This is a genomic window from Marinimicrobium sp. C6131 (genome assembly GCF_026153455.1).
Lineage (GTDB): Bacteria > Pseudomonadota > Gammaproteobacteria > Pseudomonadales > Cellvibrionaceae > Marinimicrobium.
In genome coordinates this window covers 3,187,760-3,209,012 of sequence record NZ_CP110629.1, presented here as the reverse complement: position 1 = coordinate 3,209,012, position 21,253 = coordinate 3,187,760, and the positions used below count along the sequence as shown (strand labels likewise).

18 protein-coding genes are annotated in these 21,253 nt (G+C 61.4%); 7 read left to right on the top strand and 11 right to left on the bottom strand.

All coding sequences use genetic code 11. From position 1 onward, the window contains the following. Positions 1-48: 48 nt before the first annotated feature. Positions 49-1,335, bottom strand: a complete 1,287-nt coding sequence (locus OOT55_RS13740) for a M48 family metalloprotease (RefSeq protein WP_265366419.1) — start codon at positions 1,333-1,335, stop codon at positions 49-51. Positions 1,336-1,423: 88 nt separating this feature from the next. Here OOT55_RS13740 and OOT55_RS13735 point away from each other — a divergent pair, with 88 nt between their 5' ends. The 5 genes from OOT55_RS13735 to OOT55_RS13715 all read left to right on the top strand — a co-directional run bounded on the left by OOT55_RS13735 (position 1,424) and on the right by OOT55_RS13715 (position 6,852). After that, positions 1,424-1,909, top strand: coding sequence for a DUF4265 domain-containing protein (locus tag OOT55_RS13735; protein WP_265366418.1), 486 nt, complete (start codon positions 1,424-1,426; stop codon positions 1,907-1,909). Between the two features lie 72 nt (positions 1,910-1,981). Further along, entirely contained in the window at positions 1,982-2,755 is a 774-nt protein-coding gene (gene yaaA / locus OOT55_RS13730; RefSeq protein ID WP_265366417.1) for a peroxide stress protein YaaA, read from the top strand. A 149-nt stretch (positions 2,756-2,904) separates the two neighbouring features. Next, positions 2,905-3,291 carry a TfoX/Sxy family protein gene (locus OOT55_RS13725; RefSeq protein ID WP_265366416.1) on the top strand — a complete coding sequence of 129 codons (387 nt, stop codon included), beginning with the start codon at positions 2,905-2,907 and terminating at the stop codon, positions 3,289-3,291. Between the two features lie 212 nt (positions 3,292-3,503). Then, on the top strand, positions 3,504-4,322 hold the full coding sequence (locus tag OOT55_RS13720; RefSeq protein ID WP_265366415.1) for a response regulator: 819 nt from the start codon (positions 3,504-3,506) through the stop codon (positions 4,320-4,322). Between the two features lie 88 nt (positions 4,323-4,410). Next, positions 4,411-6,852 (top strand): EAL domain-containing protein, encoded by a 2,442-nt coding sequence (locus tag OOT55_RS13715; protein ID WP_265366414.1) that lies wholly within the window; start codon positions 4,411-4,413, stop codon positions 6,850-6,852. Here the strand turns inward: OOT55_RS13715 and OOT55_RS13710 are convergent. The 8 genes from OOT55_RS13710 to hemC form a co-directional block, all read right to left on the bottom strand. After that, positions 6,834-7,694: a CPBP family intramembrane glutamic endopeptidase gene (locus OOT55_RS13710; protein WP_265366413.1), complete on the bottom strand. Its 861-nt coding sequence runs from the start codon at positions 7,692-7,694 to the stop codon at positions 6,834-6,836. The two genes, OOT55_RS13715 and OOT55_RS13710, sit on opposite strands and share 19 nt — an antisense overlap. A gap of 66 nt (positions 7,695-7,760) precedes the next feature. Further along, positions 7,761-8,903: a GNAT family N-acetyltransferase gene (locus tag OOT55_RS13705; RefSeq protein ID WP_265366412.1), complete on the bottom strand. Its 1,143-nt coding sequence runs from the start codon at positions 8,901-8,903 to the stop codon at positions 7,761-7,763. After that, positions 8,900-10,054 (bottom strand): serine hydrolase domain-containing protein, encoded by a 1,155-nt coding sequence (locus OOT55_RS13700; protein ID WP_265366411.1) that lies wholly within the window; start codon positions 10,052-10,054, stop codon positions 8,900-8,902. Before OOT55_RS13700 ends, OOT55_RS13705 begins: the two co-directional genes overlap by 4 nt. 279 nt (positions 10,055-10,333) lie before the next feature. Continuing rightward, the gene (locus OOT55_RS13695; RefSeq protein WP_265366410.1) at positions 10,334-12,433 is read right to left on the bottom strand and encodes a di-heme-cytochrome C peroxidase; all 2,100 of its coding nucleotides are present in this window, start codon (positions 12,431-12,433) and stop codon (positions 10,334-10,336) included. Positions 12,434-12,522: 89 nt separating this feature from the next. Next, positions 12,523-13,782 (bottom strand): heme biosynthesis HemY N-terminal domain-containing protein, encoded by a 1,260-nt coding sequence (locus tag OOT55_RS13690; RefSeq protein ID WP_265366409.1) that lies wholly within the window; start codon positions 13,780-13,782, stop codon positions 12,523-12,525. Next, on the bottom strand, positions 13,779-14,993 hold the full coding sequence (locus tag OOT55_RS13685) for a uroporphyrinogen-III C-methyltransferase (RefSeq protein ID WP_265366408.1): 1,215 nt from the start codon (positions 14,991-14,993) through the stop codon (positions 13,779-13,781). The genes OOT55_RS13690 and OOT55_RS13685 overlap by 4 nt, the downstream gene beginning before the upstream one ends. Continuing rightward, the gene (locus OOT55_RS13680; RefSeq protein ID WP_265366407.1) at positions 14,986-15,840 is read right to left on the bottom strand and encodes a uroporphyrinogen-III synthase; all 855 of its coding nucleotides are present in this window, start codon (positions 15,838-15,840) and stop codon (positions 14,986-14,988) included. The genes OOT55_RS13685 and OOT55_RS13680 overlap by 8 nt, the downstream gene beginning before the upstream one ends. Further along, positions 15,837-16,772, bottom strand: coding sequence for a hydroxymethylbilane synthase (gene hemC, locus OOT55_RS13675; protein ID WP_265366406.1), 936 nt, complete (start codon positions 16,770-16,772; stop codon positions 15,837-15,839). The genes OOT55_RS13680 and hemC overlap by 4 nt, the downstream gene beginning before the upstream one ends. 228 nt (positions 16,773-17,000) lie before the next feature. Between hemC and OOT55_RS13670 the strand changes: the two genes are divergently transcribed. Next, positions 17,001-17,897 (top strand): hypothetical protein, encoded by an 897-nt coding sequence (locus tag OOT55_RS13670; RefSeq protein WP_265366405.1) that lies wholly within the window; start codon positions 17,001-17,003, stop codon positions 17,895-17,897. Here OOT55_RS13670 and OOT55_RS13665 read toward each other — a convergent pair. Together OOT55_RS13665 and OOT55_RS13660 are read right to left on the bottom strand one after the other, a co-directional pair. Next, positions 17,894-18,628: a LytR/AlgR family response regulator transcription factor gene (locus tag OOT55_RS13665; RefSeq protein WP_265366404.1), complete on the bottom strand. Its 735-nt coding sequence runs from the start codon at positions 18,626-18,628 to the stop codon at positions 17,894-17,896. The genes OOT55_RS13670 and OOT55_RS13665 overlap by 4 nt on opposite strands. A 3-nt stretch (positions 18,629-18,631) precedes the next feature. Then, positions 18,632-19,684, bottom strand: coding sequence for a sensor histidine kinase (locus OOT55_RS13660; protein WP_265366403.1), 1,053 nt, complete (start codon positions 19,682-19,684; stop codon positions 18,632-18,634). A 132-nt stretch (positions 19,685-19,816) separates the two neighbouring features. Here OOT55_RS13660 and argH point away from each other — a divergent pair, with 132 nt between their 5' ends. Continuing rightward, a complete protein-coding gene (argH, locus tag OOT55_RS13655; RefSeq protein WP_265366402.1) occupies positions 19,817-21,223 on the top strand; it encodes an argininosuccinate lyase in 1,407 nt (468 codons plus the stop codon). The last annotated feature ends 30 nt before the right edge of the window (positions 21,224-21,253 follow it).

Here is a 21,253-nt window from a genome sequence, read left to right as displayed (position 1 = left end):
TACCGAATTAAGGAGCCGGAGTGAGCCCGGCTCCTCAGGCCCTGGAGGTCAGGACCCGGCCTGCACGCCCAGCTGCGAGAGCTTGCTCTGGGCCGCTTCGCCCAGATCACCGCCGCCAGAGGCCACTTCGCGATAGTAGCCGATGGCCGCTTCGCGATCGCCCCGCTGCTGGGCCAGCTCACCCAGATGGTAACTGCCGAGCTGGGTCGGCAGCAGCTTGCGACTCTGCTCCAGATCCGCTCGCGCCTGACGGGTGTTGTTCTGCTGCTTATGCAGCAGACCCCGGTAGACCAGTGGACGGAAGAATTCCGGATTGGCCGCAATGGAGCGGTCAAAGGCGGCAATGGCCTCGCCCGGCTGCTTTTTCTGCATCAACAACTGCCCTTTGAGCTCCCAGAACAGGTTTTCTTTGGGCTGGTGGTCAATGGCCTGTTCCACCAAGGTCAGCGCCCGATCATACTGTTTTTCCGAGGCGGCTTTCTGGGCTTGTTGATACTGTTCATAGGCTGGCTGATCACGCCGTAGCTGGGCCATGGCCCGATCGAAAGCCGCCTTGTTGCGCACGCCGCCACTGTACTGCTCGGCCAGCGCCTTGTTGGCGTTCACGCGCTCCTGAGAGGGCGGGTGACTGGCGAACAGGCCGTCCAGCCAGCTGCTCTGCCGACCTTCCGACAGCCGAACAAAGGTCTGTTGCAGTTCCACGGCGGCCTGTGGGTCATAACCGGCTTCAACCATGTACTGGATGCCGTAGCGGTCCGATTCCAGTTCGTGGCTGCGGCTGTACTTGGCCTGCCAGGCCATGGCACCGACGCCGACCGCACCCATCGCGAGCCCGGCATAGTCGGAATCAGACTTCGAGGCGGCTACGCCTGCGGCGAGCATCCCGGCCTGTAGAAGCACAGTGCGCGTTTGCTGAGAGGCGCTGTGACGGGCGGCAGCGTGGACGATTTCGTGGCCGAGTACCGACGCCAGCTGTGCTTCATCGTCCAGTTCGACCAGCAGCCCGCGGTTAATGGCCATCTTGCCACCGGGCAGAGCCCAGGCGTTGGGAACGCCGTTATTCAGCACCACGATTTCATAGGGCAGACCGGGGCGATCGCTGACCGCGGCGAGCTTGTCCATGACCTGGCTGACGTACAGTCCAAGTTCGGGATCGACGACGTAGCGACCGCCCTGGGATTGCTGGCTTGGCTGATAGTTCTCGGCGCCGATCGCCAACTCCTGATCGGCGGACATCAGGGTCAGTTGGCGCTCCCCGGTGACCGGATTGACGGAGCAGGCCGTGGCGCCGAGCAACAACCCGGTCGCGGCCAGCAGAGACAGACAGCGTTTCATGATAGAGGTCCTCCAGTGACGGCGTGGGCCCATCGGGTTCAATGGGCTCAGTGTGTATAATGTTGTCCTTTATAGCAGGGGGACCCGAATGAAGAAAGCGTTGCGCACCATCGAGTTATTTGCCGGCACCCGTCCGGACGGCCAGCCGATTGTGGAACAGTTGCCGGTCAGTGAGTTGGAGTCCGGTGACCTGCAACTGGTGCGCTCCCCCGCCTTCGCTCAGGGGATCGCCAGCGGCGACACGGTGCGCCTGCTGCCCAAGACTCAGGAAATCGAACTGGTACGCCGCAGCGGCAACCTGAGTCTGCGGGTGTTTACCAAAGGGGATATGACGCCGATTGCCGATGCTCTGGTGCCCGCGCTGGAAAAACTCGGCGGTGAACTGGACTTGCACAATGATCGTATGCTGGTCATCTCCATCCACGTCAGCTGCGGGTTTGAAACCATCGAAAAACTCATGAACGAGGTATTGGGCAAAGACCCGGACAGCACCTGGATGTACGGCAATGTCTACGACCCAAGCGATGGCTCGACGCCCCTGAACTGGTGGCTGGATGTGTTAAAGCCAGAGTAGTCAGCTGGAGCCGCAAAACGGCAGGAGTGCCTGCCCTACTAAACCGCCTTACCGACAGTGAGCGTTTGCGTTATGTTGATGTTGATATCCCCTGCCAAAACCCTGGATTTTGAAACCGCACCGGTCACCGACAGATCGACCCAGCCGGACTTTCTGGACCAATCACAAGAGCTGATCGGTGTACTCAGAGATCTGGCGCCCCAGGATATCTCCAGCCTTATGGGTATCAGCGACAAGCTCGGCCAGCTCAACTACGACCGTTACCACCAATGGCAAACGCCGTTCACGTCGGGCAATGCCAAACAGGCGGCTCTGGCGTTCAAGGGGGATGTGTACACCGGCCTGAATGCCGAACAGTTCAAGGAGGGCGATTTCACCTTTGCCCAGAAACATCTGCGGATTCTGTCCGGACTTTACGGGTTGCTCCGCCCGCTCGACCTGATTCAGCCCTACCGTCTGGAAATGGGCACCAGGCTGTCGAATCCGCGCGGAGACAACCTGTATCAATTCTGGGGAGAGCGCCTGACCCGGGCCATCAACCAACAGCTCGATACATTGAAGAGCTCCGTGGTGGTGAATCTCGCCTCCAACGAGTACTTCAAATCGGTTCAGCCCGGGAAACTCTCGGCATCGCTCGTTACACCGGTGTTCAAGGACTGGAAGAATGGCCAGTACAAGATCATCAGTTTTTACGCCAAGAAGGCTCGCGGACTGATGGCGGCCTATGCGATTCAGAACCGTATCCAGGACGCTGAGGACCTGAAGGCGTTCGATGTCGATGGCTATGCCTATAATGATGCCCTGTCCAAGGGCGCCCAGTGGGTGTTTACTCGCGATAGCGCATAAAAACAACGTCCGAAACAACAAAAAGATCTTAACGCGCCCTTACATCCTTCCGCAGGGCGCGTAAAATTGAATTGCGAGTCAGGACACTCGCGCCGTCTAACGGTTTTACCTGCGGCTTAAAGCCACCTGTTAACCAAAGGAAGTGATCCTTGTCTGTCAGCCAGCCCGCACTCAGTCGCGCCTTGCACCACTTGTCACAAGTGGCACCGGTGTCCTACCGGCGCATTTTTGCGGGTATTGGGCTCTATCATCAGCACTACCTGTTCGCGATCATGGCGGACGACCGGCTCTACTTCCGGGTCGATGACGCCTCGCGCCAACCCTACCTTGACCGAGCCATGCCCGCTCTTCAGCCGCGCGGCGCCGGTTCTTCCGTCAGTCATTTCTACCAATTGCCCGACGCCGTCCTTGAAGATTCCTCCGAACTGCTGTTCTGGATGCGGGCCGCGGTAGAGGCCAGCCAGGCGCCACTGCCGGAGCCGGCTTACGTAACCGCCCCCACGCAATCGCCCGTACGCCGCTTTTCTGCCGGCTGAGCATTCCCCATTGGCGTCATAATCGGCTACTCTTAGCCTCGATTGGGAATGTTTTGGGCGACACGTGTCGTGCCTCTTTCCTTTACTATACCCTCCTTTGAGCCCCTCCTTTGGCGATCATTGTTATAGTGTGCGGGTCGGCAACGGGTTCGATGGCATTTCAGAGCCGGTTCGTCAGGACAGTAAAGTCAGAACAACAAGAGAGTGACTGAATGGCAATTCGCATTCTGGTGGTCGATGACGCCAGCTTTATTCGGGACATGGTAAAAAAACACCTGCGTGAACGCATTCCCGGAGTGGAAGTGTTCGAGGCCGTGGATGGCAATCGGGCGCTGGCGGCCATGAAAAACCAGACGGTTGATCTGATTCTGTCTGATTGGGAAATGCCCAACATGAGCGGTGAAGAGTTGTTGCGCACCCTGCGCCAACAAACCGAAGGTGGTGATGTGCCCTTTGTCATGGTCACCAGCCGGGGTGACCGCAACCATGTGGTGGCCGCGGTCGAAGCCGGCGCCTCGGATTATCTGGTCAAACCCTTTACCCCCGAAGAGCTGATGCGCAAGGTGACCAAGCAATTGGCCCGCGTGGGCAAAGTGCCGAAAGGCGGTGCCCACAGCGCGGCTCAGGGGGTGGCCGCTCACTCGGTCAGCGTACTGACTGGCGGGGCGTCGCGCCCGTCCGGCCCGGAACCCCGACAGACCTCGGCCAAGACCAAAAAGCTCAAGGGGCGGGCCCAGTTGCGACTGGGTAATCGGGGCGAGGGGGTGCGCTGTGTGATGCGGGAGTTGTCTTCTGAAGCTCTGACCGGGCTGATACAGCGGACCGACGCCCTGCCCCGCCTGTTCGACGCGGTGGTGGTGGATATCGAATCCGATGATGGCGAGGCTCCGTCGCAGCTCAATGGCTACATGCACAGCCTCCAGGCCGCCGAGATTGACCCGGACACCCAGGTGGTTCGGGTGACAGTGCGCTTTGTCGACCAGGACGAAGAGAAGCAATCCGCGTTGAAGCGCTATCTGGAGCGACTGTAGGGATCGCGATGAGACGCCCCTTACGGCGATAACGATAATGACGAGTAGCAGTATGATGTGGCGGTTTGAACCTCTTCCAGAAGACAGTATGCCCCTGATGGCCGAACATCACCTGGGGCTGGTACTTCTGGCGATACTCCTGGCCATTTTGGCCGCCTCGACATTGCTGCCGGTCCTTGAGCGTTGCCGGTCCGCCGCGTCGCTCCGGTCGGCCTGGGGTTGGGTATTGGCCGGTGCGCTGGCCATGGGCTGTGGTGTCTGGGCCATGCATTTCACCGCCATGCTGGCGCATCGCCTGCCCATTCCGGTGACCTACGCGCCCGGGATCACCTTCCTGTCGATGGTGCCGATTGTGATGGGTGCCGCTGGCACCCTGCTTTGTGTCCGCCTGCCGTTACCCAGACAATACCGCCTCTGGATGGCTGCCCTGTCACTGGGATTGGGTGTGGGAGCGATGCACTACGTGGGCATGGAAGCACTGATGGCGTCGGTCAGCATGTATTACCGGCCGGGTCTGTTTGTGCTCTCTCTGGTTGTGGCGGTAGGGTTCGCCTGGTTGGGGCTGGCCAGTAACCTGTGGCTTCTGCGGCGCTTTCGTCGGATCTGGGCCTATCTGATCGGTGCGGCGGTGCTGGGCATGGCGGTCTCCGCCATGCACTACGTGGCCATGGCCGCCACCGTGTTCCTGCCCAGTCAACAGAGCCCTGTCACCGGCTTGGCCATGGACTATCAGGTGCTGAGCATTCTGGTGTCGGTGGCGGTAACCATCATCATTGCGCTGTTGTTTCTGGCGGTGCTGCTCGATCGCCGTTTCAGTCTGATCAGCGCGTCTCTGAGCAGTAGTGAAAAGCGTTTTGAGCTATTGGCGGAAACCAGTGAAAGCGGAATTTTCACCTGTGACCAGTCATTTGACTACATCAATCCGGCGATGAGCGTCATTACCGGTTACAGCGAGGGCGAGCTGTACCAAATGCCGGTCTCCGACCTGTTTGGTTTTGATCCTGAAGCCGAGTTCAGCCATCGCTCTGTGGAGGAACATCTGTATCGGGAGACCTTTGTCACCACCAAGCAGGGACATCATCGATGGCTGTATGTGACACTGGGGCGCCTGCAGGGAGACGCCGGTGGCTATTTGGGCAGCGCCTTCGATATTACCGAACGGAAACAGATGGAGCAGGAACTTCGCTACCTGGCATTCAACGACCCGTTGACCGACCTTCCCAACCGCAAATTTTTCATGAACCGCTTGAGCGCACTGATCAATGAATGGGCGAATCGACCTCAGCCAGCTCCACCGACACCGCCCTTCGCCGTGATGTTTGTGGACGTCAACCGGTTCAAACTGATCAATGACAACTTTGGTATGAGCAAGGGCGACCAGTTGCTCAAGGTCATCGCCCGGCGGATCAAGTCGGCCCTGCCCCGGTCCGGGCTGGTCTCCCGGGTGGGCGGCGATGAATTTGCGGTATTGTTCGAGGGCGCGCCCCAGGTCCAGTTGATCGAGCGGGATGCGGAACGGTTGCACCAGGCGTTCGAGCAGCCGTTTCGGTTGGGGGAGCAGGAGTTCTTTCTCTCTCTGAGTGTGGGTATCGCCCTGTTCCATCCCCGCTATCGCGACGCCGAAGCGCTCTATCGGGATGCGACTCTCGCCAAAGAGCGGGCCAAACAGCAGGGCCAGACCCGCAGTTGTGTGTTTGATGCGGTCATGCACCGGAGCGCCCAGAGTCGTCTGGTGCTTGAGCGGGATCTGCGCCAGGCACTGAAGGACGAGGCGTTCGAGCTGTTGTATCAACCGATCGTCCGGTTGCCGGGTGGTGAACTGGCCGGGTTTGAAGCCCTGATTCGCTGGCGGAAACCCGATGGCTCCCGAGTACTCCCCAGCGAGTTTATCGCACTGGCCGAGGAAACCGGACTGATCAATCCGCTCGGTGACTGGGTGTTGCGCGAGGCCTGTCGGCAGATTGGTCACTGGCAGAAGAATGAAGGTGTGGAGCAGGACTTCTACGTCAGTGTAAACCTGTCCAGTGTGCAATTCTTCCAGGCGAATCTTATTGGGACGGTCCGTTCCGCCATGAGGGACCATGACGTCAAGCCCGGTCAACTCAAACTCGAGCTGACCGAAGGTATTCTGGTGGACGACAACCCACAGATCGTTGACCGGATGCGCCAGCTTCTGGCCATGGGGTGTGGCATCATGGTGGATGATTTTGGCACCGGCTACTCATCATTGAGCTACCTGCAGCGGTTTCCGCTGGATGTTCTGAAGATCGACCAGAGCTTTACCGCCAAGATCAAGGAAAGCACCGGGCTGCATCTGGTGCGGGCGATCATCTCCATGGCGCACGCGCTGGAGTTGGGGGTGATTGCCGAGGGAATCGAAAGTGAAGCGGTTGCACATACCCTCGCGGAACTCGGGTGCGAACTGGGGCAGGGCTATTACTTTGCGCGTCCGCTGTCGGCCGATCAGGCCGGTCGCTGCTTCGAGTCAACCCAGCCGGGTGCTCGCCTGCTTCAGAACGGCCACCATTGAGTCGGCAATTGCTCTTTCTGGATCAAGGCGGCGATGTCCATGCTCAGTGCGACCCCGGCATGCACCAGCACACCGCCCCAGATTGAGCGTGAGCGCAGCGCCAGTATGCCCAGAAACAGGCCGAACAGGATGGCGCCGGTGGCTTCCAGCCAGAGTTTGGGGAAGTGGATCATCAGGTAGGGCACGCACATGATCCAGATCGCATTGGCGCCGAGCGCCGGTTGCACCGCCCGCAGCATATAACCCCGAAAGAAGAATTCGAGCACCACGAACTGGGTCATATAGAGCGCTTCCCAGGCCAGGAAATCCAGCCAGCTACGCCCCGCATGGGGGTAAAACGGGTAGTGGTTGACGAAGTCTTCCCCCTGACTCACCAGAACCACAAACACCAGGATCGGACTGAGTAGCAGCAGATAGCCCTGCCAGTGTCGCTGAGTTTCGCCCCAGCGCCAGCCGAAATCCACTACCCGCTCGCGCCACAGATACCGGATGACCAGCGCCGGAATCACGAGAAAACAGAACAGGTGCCACCCGGTCCACCAGGCATACCCGAGCAGGTGTCGCCAAGGGGACTGAAGCAGTCCGTCCGTGTAGTGGTCGGTTGGTAGGGATCGCAACTGCGCCAGCCAGCCGAGCAGCTCGTACATCAGGTAGGAGTTTTTCGCGTAATGCAGAATCAGTAGACAGACACTGACGCTTGCGAGCGTCATGAATACCCGGCGCAGGGCCCGGGGGCGGCTCAGCTGATAGGAATCGGGGCTCTGATCGATCTCGTCCAGGCAGTCCAGAACACGGCCGGGATGCAGAAACGGTCGGGACCTTGTGAGAGACGGTTGAGGCATGGGGGGCTCGACGAATCCGTGGCAAAGAGGCGCTATTTAACCTGATTTACGCGCCGGTTGCGAATGTCATTGCCGGTCCGGCTGCCGGTACGGGAGATGGGATCGGGCGGCATCGCGATAGCCAAGCACCTCCTCCCGCTCGCGTGCCACAAAGTGCTGAACCGCCTCCTGAAACGCCGGCTCGATCAGTTGATGAAAGGACGAGGTCAGGCGGGGTTCAAACCCTCGGGCAAGTTTGTGTTCCCCCTGGGCGCCGCCATCAAAGCGCTCCAAGCCCCGGGCCAGAACGAAGTCCAGCCCCTGGTAGTAACAGGTTTCAAAGTGCAGAAATTCAAACTCCGCCCGGCAGCCCCAGTAGCGACCATACAGCGTGGTACGGTCAAACAGGAACAGGGCCGCAGCAATCGTGTCGTCCCCCAGTCGGGCCTGTACCATCAGGGTCTGCTCGGGCAATTGCTCGCCCAGTTGACGGAAAAACGCCGCGGTGAGGTAGCCGCCGTGGCCACTGCGTTTGAGATAGGTCAACTGATACAGGCCAAAGAACAGCGCCCAGTCCTCGGCGCCGATATCGGCGCCGATTTTCCAGTGGAAGCGAAAGCCCTGCTCGGCCACCTGACGACGTTCCTTGCGCAGGTTTTTGCGCTTTCGGGAGCTGAGCTGGCCGAGGAAATCCTCGAAATCCTGGTAGTGCCGGTTCATCCAGTGGAACTGGCAGCCGGTGCGCTCCGCCAACCCGGCTGGTCGCAGAGCCCCGGCCTGCGCCTCGTCGGGAAACAGGCAGTGCCAACCCGAGGCGCCCAGGGCCCGGGTCTGCTGCTGCAGGGCGGCGATAGCCGCCGGCCAATACCGGGCCTCCTGCCCGGCCGCCAGTAGCCGCGGGCCCGCGCAGGGGGTAAACGGTATGGCACTGATCAGTTTCGGGTAATAGTCCAGTCCATGTTCGGCGTAGGCCTGGGCCCAGCCCCAATCGAACACGTATTCGCCGTAGGAATGGTCTTTACGGTATACCGGCATTGCCGCCTTGAGCTCGCCCTGGTCGTCGCGCAACAGCAGGTGCTGAGGCTGCCATCCGGTGCCCTCTCCGACGCTGCCGCTGTCTTCCAGCGCGGCCAGAAAGGCGTGGCGGGTAAAGGGAAAATCCGATGGACACAGGCGATCCCAGTCTTCCGGGCTGACGGCGTGAATGCGATCGATGAACTCGGGTGTCATGGCGGTGCCTGTCGGGCCTGTTGCAGCAGAATTGGGGCTTCCACCTGGCGATAGTAGTCGGTGAACAGCTCGAGAAAGCGGTATACGACTTCCCGGGCGTAACGGTTCTCCGAGTTGGACAGAAATACCAGCCCGAGCTGCAGTTCCCGGTTGAACAGCACTTCGGTTCGGGTGCCCTGGACCCAGCCGCCGTGGTGGACGAACTGGCGGTGCTCGCCGAAATCGAACACCCGCCAGCCCAGGCCGTAGTGAATGTTGCGAAGCTCCGGATGGGCCCGATAATGCGCCTGGCGGTAACTGGTGGCAACCCGTGGGCTGTGCAACTGATCGAGTACCTCGTGGGGCAGCACATCGGGACGCTGTCCCAGCTGGGCGCGGACCCACAGGGCCATATCGGCGATGCTGGCATTGGCGCCGGCCGCTGGCGCGACGTTGTAGTAGTTCCGATCCGGCTCGACGGGCGTCCAGCGGCCGCGCCGTTTGATGTGGGGGGTTGCCCGGTTGGGATTGTCGGTAAAGGCTTGCCAACCAAAAGAAGCGGTTTTCATGCCCAGAGGCTGAAACAGGCGTCTGCGGGTGAAGTCTTCGTAGCGCTCGCCGGTCGCCGCCATCAGCAGGTCTCCCACCAGGCTGAAGGCCACGTTCTGGTAGCTGTAGCAGGTCGAGGGGGGACAGATGAAGGCCACCTCATCAAGCCGCCCGATCACCTTCTGGTAGGGCACATTGGCTTCGATCAGGTTGGTGTATGCCTGAGGCATCAGGCCGGTGGTATGGGACAGGAGGCTTTGCAGGGTGATTTTATCCCGGTAGTCCGGGTTTTTGACGTCCAGCGGGACGAATTGACTGACCGGTGTCTGCCATTGCAGGGCCCGATCATTCACGGCCACTCCGGCGGCCGTACCGGCGATGGTTTTGGATACTGACGCCAGGCGAAAGAGCGTGTCCCGATTTATGGGCTCATTCCCGCCGACCTCGCGCACGCCGTAGCCACGCAGCAGCTCGATCTGCCCATCAGCGATGATGGCCAGCGCTGCCCCCGGGATATGGGGCATGACCTCTTCCACCACATACTGTTCAGTGGCCTGCACGAAATCCACAGGACGGTGCGCCAGATCGTCATCCGCCGCCACCACGGCGGGAGGAAACAACATTGACAACGCTAGTGTGAGCGGCGCGCGCAGAGCCGCCGGAAGGAAACGCAATACAGCCATGATCACAGGTGGAATCAAGAAACGACACTCAAAACAGCCACAGGATAACCGCAGTTGGCGCGAAATACACCAAAAGCAGTCCGCCGCCTGGTGTAAGTCGGCTGCGCGGCCAATTCGGTATCGCTCAGCCCACCAGGGTGTTACTGCACATTGGGGTTGGTGTGTTTTTCGCGCCAATGGTTCCCGCCGGGTTCGTCAGGCCCGCTGCCTACCGGGGCACTACAGGGTCTTGAGATACTCCACTAACGCCCAACGCTCGGCCTCGGTCAGGGTACTGGTGCCGTATTCGTGACCGGTGTTGCGGTCCCCGAGTCGGTGCGTGGTCTGGGTAAACCCTTCGTAGCCTTCGGTGCGAAAGCCCACCTTGACCGGATCGAACTCCCGACTGCCCACCTGGAAGGTCTCGGGTCGATACTCCCCCTCCTGTGGATCGCCCTCCTCACGAGCCGGCAGCAGCAGGTCATAAAGTGTGGGCACCGAGCCATTGTGCAGGTAGGGGGCTGTCGCCCAAATGCCGTTCAGGGATCGGCCCTTGTAGGCCAACAGGGACTGATAGGGGCGAGCGGTGGTATCTGGGCGATAATCGCCCGCCTTGACGCTGTACTTGACGTCATTGTCAAACCAGGACAACCCCAGCACATAAAACCAGTCCAGCGTGCGCCTCAGTGGACCCTTGTCGGCATCCGGCGTTGAGACGGCACCCTTGGTCACTGAGGTGAGGATCTGCACGGCGGGAGCGGTAGCCTCCAGAACCAGGGGGCCCACCGTTGTGTTCTGGTAGGTATTCTCGAAGTTTCCTGATTTTCCGCGGTAATTCACGCTATTTTCTGCAGCTTTTGGATCAGTGTTCAGTACCTCGATGTCCGTCATTTCGGCCACAACCAGACGATCCCAGGCCGTGCGGTCGATGACCTGATGGCAGCTTTGGCAATGCTGGGCGTAAAGACGCTTGCCGAGAGCGGCCTGCTCCCGATCAATCTTACCCAGTATGTCTTCCGGCCATTGCGGTGAGGTCAGCCGGCCGAGGTGCGCCTCCAGGCGCTGCAGGTTGACCAGGTCGATGCTGGAGGTGAAGGCGATGCGCTCGCGCTTGTTGCTCTGCCCGGTCAGATGACCGGACAGACTGAAGCCGGGTTCTTTGACTTCCCAATCGAGCTTGGCGAACACGCCGATCACCTCGCCGACGTTGCGCCCCAGGGGGCCCAGTTCGGCGTTGTTGGCCAGGCCGTTCCACTGGACGTAATCCGAGTGGGTAATGTCCCAGAGAAAGGGATAACTGACCGGTGCGTCTGGCTCGTTGAGCAACTGGTTGCGCAGACGCAGCAGGCTGCGCTGGGACAGCCCCGGCAGTCCATCGTCGCTCGATTGCAGACGGCTTACGATGCGGGTGAAGGCGGTATCATCAATCAGGGTGGGCTCGATACCCGCCAGTACCCGGTCCACCTCGGCTTCGGTCAGCAGAAGATTGCCGGTCGGCCCTTCGGCGGCGAGCAACAGATCCCGCATCTGTTCGCGGTTGATGACGTGGCGCAGGACCCGGTTGTAGATTCGCCCAAAGGCGTCCAGTCGCCCGTAGCCGTAACGAATGTGGCTGTGGTTGATGGTGTTGTACATACGGATCTGCTCGGTCCACCGGACCAGATCCGCCTCGATCGCCTCCGCCGAGCGATAATCGTTATCCCGCTGCAAGACACGGTTGATAAAGCGTTCCCGTTTGACGGGAATGTCCCGGGCCGCCGACAGCGCTTTTTCCAGCCCGTGCAGGAAGCCATCCATATCGGCCAGGGCGGGCCCGCCGTCGATGCGAATGGCCTGGCCCTGATAGTTCACCTGGCCGGTATGGCAGGCCGCGCAGGTAAAGCCCAGGTAGTCTTTGCCCCGGTAGCTGTCCCTCGCAAAACCCACCGGTAACCCATCGGGGTTGAAGAAGGTGGGCTTCTGGGGCAGGTAGCGGTAGCGGTCCATGTTGTGGTCCGAGCGGAACAGCGCATCCGAGGCGGGTTGCTCGAGGGCCACGAACAGGTCATAGGGCATCAGGGCCGAACCCTGGGTGGTGTTGTAGTACCAGAGAGTGTCGGCCGGGCTCCAGCCCTGGTCCAGGTAGACGGGCGTCGAGTAGCTTTCCCCGAAGGCCCCGTCTTCCAGCGCGATGGCGCCCCGGTCGGGGTCCCGGTCCAGGTGCTGGTAAATCTTTCCGGAAATGAAGGTGAGGCTGAGTCCGACCACCACGGCGACGAGAATGCCGAGGATGAGTTTTAGACGATAACGAAGCGCGAGCAGCGCGACAAACGCGAGCCGCAACAGAGCCGGCAAGGGCATGGCAAACTCCTTTGAGCGGTTATAGGTTCCCTACTTCTCGATGTAAACCTATTATTATTCGATCTGGTCGCCGGCTATTATGCGCTTCCCTACGATGACTGCAAGTGTGGCTCGGGCTCTTTGGGCAGCGGCAGGTCCGGGAGCCGTTCGGTGGTCAACAGCAGCCCCTGCTGATAGTACTCGGTACTCTTTTTGTGCTCTCCCATATGGGCCAGCAGGCGGGCCAGTTCGGCGCAGGTTTCCGGGTGCTTCTGCAGGGTCAGGCTGCTCTGGAAATAGTCGCGGGCTTTGCCCCACAGTCGATTGCGCAGGCTGAGCCGGCCGAGCGTGAGCATCAGCAGGGCATCGGCAGGGCGTTTTTTCAGCCACCCTTCGGCGGTGATCAACTGCTGCCCGGCATCGTTGGCCCGAATCAGACCGTAGAGCCGAACCAGCTCGGGGGACCAGTGTTTTTCCAGGGTTTTGTGCACCAGGGCTTCCGCTTCAGGGTGCAGACCGTTGTCCACCAGTTGTTGTGCATACAGCAGCACCACGTCGGGCTGTTTGCGCACCGCGCTCGGGATGTCTTTCCAGATACTCGCCAGGGCATCACGGGCGCGCTCAGGACCCAACCCCCGCACGCGCTGCCCAGCCTGTTCGAGCAGTGCGCGGTGCAGTTGACTCGCGAGTGCCTCGAGCGCGGCCTCATCCTGGTTGCCGTACGCGCGAAGACTGGGCATCAACCGCTTGAGCGATTCCCAGTCGTGCAGGGCGATATACACCTGCCGCAACAGGTCGAGTACCACGGGATGTTGGGGCGCCTTGCGCTTGACCCTTTCCAACGTGGCCAGACACTGTTCGTAACGTCGGCTCATCAGTTGCATACGCGCCTGAGTCAGGGCGACGGCCAGCTCGCTGTTGACGCTGCTCTGCTCGGCCTTGTGCAACAGCTCCAGAGCGGTGTGATTATCGCCCTGCTCAAAGGCGCAGCGCGCCGCCGCCAGATAATTGATCAGCGGCGTTCCGGACTTGGGGGCGGCGCGCAGTAATTTGCGCTGCGCCTGCTTCCAGTTGCCCTCGATAAAACTGACCAGACCGCTGGCCGTGCGCCGCTGGGCCCGGGCACTGGTGCCGGAAAACAGCCGCTCGGTGACGGCCTGGCCGGCCTTGACGCTACCGCGCAGCAATCGGAGTAACAGCCAGACCAGCGCCAACCCACCAACCAGCAGCATCAGTGCCAGCCAGAAGCTCATCTCCACGCTGGTATTGCCCAGAGCGATCAGCACATAGCCGCTGTCGGCCTGAATGGCGCTCAGCGTCAGCGCGCCGAGCAACATCGCGACAATCAGAATCAGCAGCGTCCGTTTCATGAGTCGGACTCCTCACCCGGTGCGCGCTGAAAGTCCGGGGACAGCCGGTGCTGTTGCTCAATGTGTACCTCGAGCAGCTTCAGGGCGTCATTGAGGTCCGGCAGCTCGGGCGCGATATCGGCGGCGGCCAGCTCGCGCAGGCTGGTCAGCGCCGATTCGGTCTGGGGATTGAGCGCGTAGTGTTGCTCGAGCCAGTCGGCGGCCCGGGTGAGGCTGGATTGATAGAGCTCGGTCTGCTCCCGCAACAGCGCCGCCTGGGCCTGTTCCAGCATCAATTGCAGTTGCTGGCGCAGAATGAACTGTTCGCGAGGGTCGGCCAGGGCGGCTATGGGTTCATCGTGATGGCGGATCCGGATATGGCCACTGACACGTTCGATCAGACGGGCGAAGCTCTGCTTGATGGTGCTCCAGAGCCCGGGGCTCGCCTCGGTCGAAGCGTCGTCCCGAGTGGGTGCGCTTGAGGTGTTGTGCATGGGCTCCACCAGTGGCAGATTGGGCACCTGTTCACTGAGCGCCAGTAAACGCAGGTACAGACCTTCACGATCCACCGAGTCGGCGAGTTTCAGTGCCTGGATGTCCCGCGCCAGGGCTCGGCGGATCGGTAACAGATCCGCATCGCCGAGATCGCGCAGGATGGCATCGGTGGTTTCCGCCAGGGCCAGGGCGTTGCGGCTGTCCCGCTCCAGCACCAGGCGCTGGTTGGCCAGGCGCAGCAGGTACTCGGCCTCGGCCAGCTTCCAGTCCTCCCGGTCGGTGCTGGCGATGGCGCTCAGGCGCCGGTCCACCCGATTCAGGCGCTGTTCCATCTGGTTGATGATCTCGGCCTGGCCGCGTTGGGCGCTTTGCACATCGGCTCGTAGCTCGCGGCTGAGCTGATCGGGCAGTTGGTCGAGGGTGCGGTCCTGTGCTCGCAGCGTCTGGGACTGTTCAGCAAGGCGCTGCTGCAGCGATGTGATCTGTCCGCGCTGCTGCTCCAGATCCTGCCAGACCCACCAGACGCCGTATCCGGCGGCCAGAGGCAGGCCGACGCAGATCAGAAACAGCAACAACCAGCCCGATCGACGCGCACGGCCGCTTTTGCTGGCGGGTGCCTTCTTGCCGGGGCGTTTGGAGGTGCCCTTGTCCGTGCCGTCACTGGCGGTGGCCGGTGTCTTGCCAGCGGGGGGCGTGGATTCAGGGGTGGTGTCGTTGGTCTGGTCGTTATCAGTCACAGTCGTGGGTTCCGTCTGTCTGCAAAAGGGTCGGGTCGATGGCGGCACGCTCGAGGGTGGCCAGCATACCCGGGTCGGTGGCGTTTTCGGCAGTCAGCACACGCTGATAACCCAGCTCACGTGCGCGCTGGGTGACCCGTTCGCCGGGCACCAGCAGTACCCCTTCGCCAAGGCGCCGGGCCTGACGGGGCGGTAACTGTTGGCGGACCTGATGGAAATTTTCCAGGGTCTCGCCGCTGTGTAAGGCCACTATCAAGGGCGTTTCGTTCAGTTCCGCCAGCGCCCGGGTCAGCTGTATGGCGGCGTTCCCGGGGCACTGACGTTCGTACAGCTCACAATAATCCACCCGGGCACCGCGCCCACGCAGGGTCTCAGCCAGTACGCCCCGACCGCCCACGCCGCGGAAAATCACAATGCGCTCGCCCGCGACGGATTGCAATTCGGGGGCCGCCAGCAGCGCCTCGCTGTTCATGGCGCCGTTTGACTGCCAGGCGGTCACCGGTACGCCATAGGCCTCCAGCGCCCTGGCCGTGCGCTCGCCGACCCCGTAATACTCGATCCGGATGGGCAGTTGCGGCCAGTAATCCTCCAGCCATTCAAACGCATACGCGACGGCGTTCTGGCTGACAAAAATCGCTTTCCGGTAGAGGTCGAAATCCAGTATGCACTGTTTAATTGCCTGCTTCGCCTCGGGCGTCGACACCGGGCTCAGCGTCAGCAGGGGGGCGACCACCGCGTGAGCTCCGCGCGCCCGGAGTGTTTCCGCCCAGGCCTCGGCTTGGGTTTCAGGCCGGGTGACCAGCACCTGCAGGCCGGTCAGCGTGTCCGCTCCGGCGCGCTGGGTCACTTCAGCTCCCGTCCGTACACGTCCGCCAGAATCCGGTCGGCGCCCGCCGCCAGCAGCCGCTCGGCCAGGGCAATGCCCATCGCCTCACCCTCGGCGACCGGGCCACGAATCTCATCGTAGAGCATTTCCGTGCCGTCCGGTGAGCCCACCAGGCCGCGCAGCCACAGCCCTTCATCACTGGGTATAGCATAGCAGGCAATGGGCACCTGGCAGCCGCCTTCCAGGCGCCGGTTCATGGCTCGCTCCGCCAATACCAGCTCGGCGGTGGGCTCGTGGTGCAGGGGGGCGATCAGCTCAATGGTGCGCAAATCCTCGGTGCGGCACTCAATGCCCACCGCGCCCTGCCCGCCCGCCGGCAGGGACTCTTCCGGGGCGATGCGGCTGCGAATCCGCTCCTCCAACTCCAGACGTACCAGGCCCGCGGTGGCCAGGACAATGGCGTCGTACTCGCCGTCGTCCAGCTTGCGCAGGCGGGTCTGCACGTTACCGCGTAGAAACTTCACCTCCAGGTCGGGCCGGGCCGCAAGAATCTGGCACTGCCGGCGCAGGCTGGAGGTGCCCACCACGGTGCCGCTGGGCATATCACTGAGCTGGTTGTAGCGGTTGGAGACAAAGGCATCGCGCGGATCTTCGCGCGGGCAGATGACCGGCAGGCCCAGCCCCTCGGGGAACTCCATGGGCACATCCTTCATGGAGTGCACTGCGATATCCGCCTCGCGGCTGGTAATCGCGTGCTCCAGCTCTTTCACAAACAGCCCTTTGCCGCCCACTTTGGCCAGGGGCACATCCAGAATCTTGTCGCCCCGGCTGACCAGAGGCACCAGCTCCACGGTCAGCCCCGGGTGATGGCGTTCCAGCTCGGCCTTGACGTATTCGGCCTGCCAGAGCGCGAGCAGGGATTTGCGGGTGGCGATGCGTAGGGTCTCGGACATAATTCATCCCGTTGCGAGTGCGTGTCAGTGCGGGATGATACCAGACAAGCCGGCGCAAAAAGTGGGGATGAGGCGCAATGACTGCGGCACATCGTCGTTTGCTTTATTCGAGTTGCGCGGTATCGTTACCCTAGAGGGGCGAGCTTGAGCTGTAGTACGAGAGGCTTTATCGCAGTCTGGCACTCAGTCTCTTAACCGTCGCACGATAAACGACTGAAAGGATTGATGATGCGAAAGACAGTAGCCATTGGCGTTTCGTTGGCCATGTTCAGTATGGGAGCGGTCTATCTATTTGATCCTCTCTCTGAAGATGTTCTACCCGACGCGATGGGCTCGTCCGTGGATGGGTCGAACTCGGCACAGCATCGGAGCCCTCAATCTGAAGAGGCCATCTGGCAAAAGCTGGGTGATCGTCTGTCGGGGCGTATGGCATCGTCGGGCGCGGATGAGCCGCCGTCTGGCTCATCAGCCGAGGGCTCAGAGCCGGTATTTGATACCCGTGCCGATTGGTTGGCCGCTGCAGGGGTTACAGCCGAAGAGGACGCGGAAGCGCGCCGGTGGGCGTTCGAACGTGGCTTCGAAACTCATTCGCTGGGCTATGAATACTACGATCATGACACGCTAAAGGCCCTCGCGGACGCCGGGGACATGTTCGCCTTGCAGCGTCTGGCCGAACACGCAGCCTGGGGTGAGCAGCAATTTGTGAAAGCGGATGTGCTCTACCGTGAAGCCGCGGCCCGGGGTTCGGTTCTCGCCCTGGATCGACTTGTCTATAACGAACTGGCGAGAGCGTCAGTTGCTGAGAACAAAAGCGATCAGCCAGACAGTGCAAAGAGGCATATACTGACCGCTCTGGCCTGGGCCGACGTGTCACGACGCCGTGTGGGTGATATGCCCGGACCGGAAATGCATGAGAAACAAATCCGCCAGCGGATGAAACAGATTGATATGACACTGAGCGAGGCGGATCGTGAGTCTATAGATAGGCAAGCCGAAACGCTGTATCAGCGACTGAGGGAAACGCGAGCTGAGCTGGGTTTTGACGAATTTGATAATTCAGTACCCATCTTGTACGAAAAACTCAAACGCCATGGACTGGAAAATGCGGCGATAAGAAATCCCTAGATTTTTTGCAACAGCTCCTTCAACGCACTGGCATGTCGCCGACTCACCGGCGGGCGGTGGTCGGTATCCGCCAGACGCACCTGATAGTGTCCCTCATTGTCCCGCTCCATGGCCTGGATGTGATTGACCGACACCAGCACGCTGCGGTGGGTGCGCAGAAAGCGATCGCCGAAGGCCTCTTCCAGCTCCTTCAAGGTGTCGTCCAGCAGGTGCTCGCCCCGGTCGTGGTAGACGGTGACGTACTTCTGGTCGGCCATAAAATAGCGCACGCTATCGAGCGGAATCAGCTCGACGCCGCGGGGCGTTTTGGCGCTGATATGGGTGCGTTCTCTGTCGGCCGGGTGACGGTGCTGTTGGGCCCGCTTCTGGAGCTTGTTGGGCATGCGGGCTTTTTCCAGTACTTCCAGCAATTGCTCGGCGCGCACCGGTTTGAGTAAATAGCCCACGGCCCGGGTCCCGAACGCATCCAGGGCATACTCGTCGAAGGCGGTGCAGAAAATGACCGCCGGTGGGTCCTCGAGCTCGCCGATCCGGTGTGCGGCGGTGACGCCGTCGTCGCCCGGCATGCGGACATCCAGCAGAACCACGTCCGGGTCGTGGTGGGCAATGGCCGCCAGGGCCGAGGCACAGTCGCCGGCCTGGGCCACCACGGCGTAGCCCTCCAACTGCTCGACCATGCGAGCCAAACGCTCGCGGGCCAAGGGTTCATCGTCGACAATCAGGACATCCATGGGTCACTCCGTCGGGTAAGTGATGATCAGGGTAAACCTACCGCCTTCGCGGCGCTCGGACAAGCGCGCCGCCGGCCCAAAGTGCGCCTGCAGGCGGTGGCGGACATTATCCAGCGCCATGCGGTTGGTCTGCCGGGCCCGCTCCGGGTGGCGGTCGGCGGGTAGCGGGTTGTCAATCCGGATTGCCAACTGGTCGCCGGAGCGGGCGATCTGAATCTGGATGTCGCCCCCTTCCGGGCGCGGCTCAATGCCGTGGAAAACGGCGTTCTCCAATAGCGGTTGTAGCAACAGGGCGGGTATGGGCGTGCTCTCTGGCAGCTCGTCCAGATGCCAATCCACCCGCAATCGGTCTCCCAGGCGCAATTGCTCCATGGCCAGATAGCCCCGGCACAGCGCCAACTCCCGGTTCAGGGGAATCAGGGCCGGTTCGGCCAGGCTGGCGCGAAACAGGCCGGCCAGATCCTCCACGGCCCGCTCGGCCCGGTCCGGCGCCGTGGCAATCAGACTGGCGATGCTGTTGAGGCTGTTGAACAGAAAATGGGGACGAATGCGCGATTGCAGGGCCTGAATCCGGGCGCTCAGCTCGGCCTGCTGTTGGTTGCGCAGCTGCTGCTGCAGATACAGGTAACGCAAGCCGATGCCCGCCAGAATGGCGGCGGCCAGCAGATTTTCCGCCAGTTGCCAGCCGTCGAGCCGAAGCTCGGCACCCAGAAAGGCCTGCAAGAGCCACTGCCCGAGCAGGGAGAAAATGACCGTCACGGCCAGCACCAGCCCGTAGCTGAGAGCGCCGGCCCGCACTGGGGTACAGCGGTTCAGGCGTGGTTGCAGGCGGCACAGCAGAACCGCGCTAACCAGCACGATCCACTGCACCAGAAAGGAGTACAGGGCGATGGAATCCCAACTGAGCTGGGCCAAGCCCCGGTTGATCATGGCCAGCAACACCGCCAGCAGCTCCGCCACCAACACCAGCAGCAGCACCGCCTGGGGTGCACACAGGTTGGGCAGGAAGCTTGTGCTCTCGCCGGAGGCGGGTCTGGCTGTTGGGTGATCCGTCAAAGTAGGCCTCGATTACGTTATACTGTGCGCCTTTCGTGCCGCTATCCTACGCGTTTTGCGCGTCCTGGGGCGATTTACGCGCCCAATTTGTGAACCAATTATTATCTACGTCCAATTACAGCGAGTGTCTTCATGAGCCAGAGTGATCAAAACACCGAGTCGACCAACCAGTCCTGGGGCGGTCGCTTCTCCGAGCCCACCGATGCCTTTGTGGAGCGTTTTACCGCCTCCGTCGGTTTTGATTATCGCCTCTACGCTCAGGACATCAAGGGCTCCATCGCCCATGCCACCATGCTTGCCAAGGTTGGGGTGCTGACCGAAGCCGAGCGGGACCTGATTATTGAGGGCCTGGAGGGGGTTCGTGCCGATATCGAAGCGGGCAAATTTGAGTGGTCCGTGAGCCTGGAAGATGTGCATATGAACATCGAGGCGGCCCTGACCAAGCGCATTGGCATTGCCGGCAAAAAGCTGCACACCGGCCGCTCACGCAACGATCAGGTAGCTACCGACATTCGTCTCTACCTGCGCGATGCCATTGATGTGATCAGCGGCGAGCTGAGCCGTCTGCAGACCGGCCTGCTGGATCTGGCCGAGCGCGAAGCCGACACCATCATGCCCGGCTTCACCCACCTGCAGACCGCCCAGCCGGTCACTTTTGGCCATCACCTGCTGGCCTGGTTCGAAATGCTCCAGCGCGATCACGGCCGCCTGCGCGACTGCCGGGCCCGCCTGAATCAGTCGCCCCTGGGCGCCGCCGCGCTGGCCGGTACCACCTACCCCATCGATCGGGCCATGACCGCCGAGCTGCTGGGCTTTGACAAGCCCACCGAAAACTCCCTGGACTCGGTCAGCGACCGGGACTTCGCCATCGAGTTCTGCAGTTTCGCCAGCATTCTGATGACCCACCTGTCCCGTGCCAGTGAAGAGCTGGTGTTGTGGACCTCGGCCCAGTTCGGTTTTATCGATCTGCCCGATCGCTTCTGTACCGGCTCTTCCATCATGCCGCAGAAGAAAAACCCCGATGTGCCCGAACTGGTGCGCGGTAAAACCGGCCGGGTCAACGGCCATCTGATCAGCCTGCTGACCCTGATGAAGTCCCAGCCTCTGGCTTACAACAAGGACAACCAGGAAGACAAAGAACCGCTGTTCGACGCCGTCGACACCGTCCGTGATTGCCTGCGTGCGTTCGCCGATATGATTCCGGCCATCGAGTCGCGTAAAGACAATATGTATGAGGCGGCCAAGCGCGGTTTCTCCACCGCCACCGACCTGGCGGACTACCTGGTGCGCAAGGGTACTCCGTTCCGTGACGCGCACGAAGTGGTGGGCAAGTCCGTGGCCTACGGCCTGAAAACCGGCAAGGATCTGTCGGAAATGACGCTGGAGGAACTGCAGCAGTTCTCCGATACCATCGAGCAGGATGTGTTTGACGTGCTGACCCTGGAAGGCTCCGTGGCGGCCCGCAACCACATCGGCGGCACCGCCCCGGATCAGGTGCGCGCCGCAGTCCAGCGAGCGCGCGCTACCTTGCAGAGCTGATTGAGCTCAGTGTCGGGTTAGCGCGCTGCG

Bases quoted from the DNA above. Each gene is read 5' to 3' on its own strand.
- OOT55_RS13740 (WP_265366419.1), bottom strand. From the start codon at position 1,335: ATGAAACGCTGTCTGTCTCTGCTGGCCGCGACCGGGTTGTTGCTCGGC.
- OOT55_RS13735 (WP_265366418.1), top strand. From the start codon at position 1,424: ATGAAGAAAGCGTTGCGCACCATCGAGTTATTTGCCGGCACCCGTCCG.
- yaaA (WP_265366417.1), top strand. From the start codon at position 1,982: ATGTTGATGTTGATATCCCCTGCCAAAACCCTGGATTTTGAAACCGCA.
- OOT55_RS13720 (WP_265366415.1), top strand. From the start codon at position 3,504: ATGGCAATTCGCATTCTGGTGGTCGATGACGCCAGCTTTATTCGGGAC.
- OOT55_RS13715 (WP_265366414.1), top strand. From the start codon at position 4,411: ATGCCCCTGATGGCCGAACATCACCTGGGGCTGGTACTTCTGGCGATA.
- OOT55_RS13710 (WP_265366413.1), bottom strand. From the start codon at position 7,694: ATGCCTCAACCGTCTCTCACAAGGTCCCGACCGTTTCTGCATCCCGGC.
- OOT55_RS13705 (WP_265366412.1), bottom strand. From the start codon at position 8,903: ATGACACCCGAGTTCATCGATCGCATTCACGCCGTCAGCCCGGAAGAC.
- OOT55_RS13700 (WP_265366411.1), bottom strand. From the start codon at position 10,054: ATGTTGTTTCCTCCCGCCGTGGTGGCGGCGGATGACGATCTGGCGCAC.
- OOT55_RS13695 (WP_265366410.1), bottom strand. From the start codon at position 12,433: ATGCCCTTGCCGGCTCTGTTGCGGCTCGCGTTTGTCGCGCTGCTCGCG.
- OOT55_RS13690 (WP_265366409.1), bottom strand. From the start codon at position 13,782: ATGAAACGGACGCTGCTGATTCTGATTGTCGCGATGTTGCTCGGCGCG.
- hemC (WP_265366406.1), bottom strand. From the start codon at position 16,772: ATGTCCGAGACCCTACGCATCGCCACCCGCAAATCCCTGCTCGCGCTC.
- OOT55_RS13670 (WP_265366405.1), top strand. From the start codon at position 17,001: ATGCGAAAGACAGTAGCCATTGGCGTTTCGTTGGCCATGTTCAGTATG.
- OOT55_RS13665 (WP_265366404.1), bottom strand. From the start codon at position 18,628: ATGGATGTCCTGATTGTCGACGATGAACCCTTGGCCCGCGAGCGTTTG.
- argH (WP_265366402.1), top strand. From the start codon at position 19,817: ATGAGCCAGAGTGATCAAAACACCGAGTCGACCAACCAGTCCTGGGGC.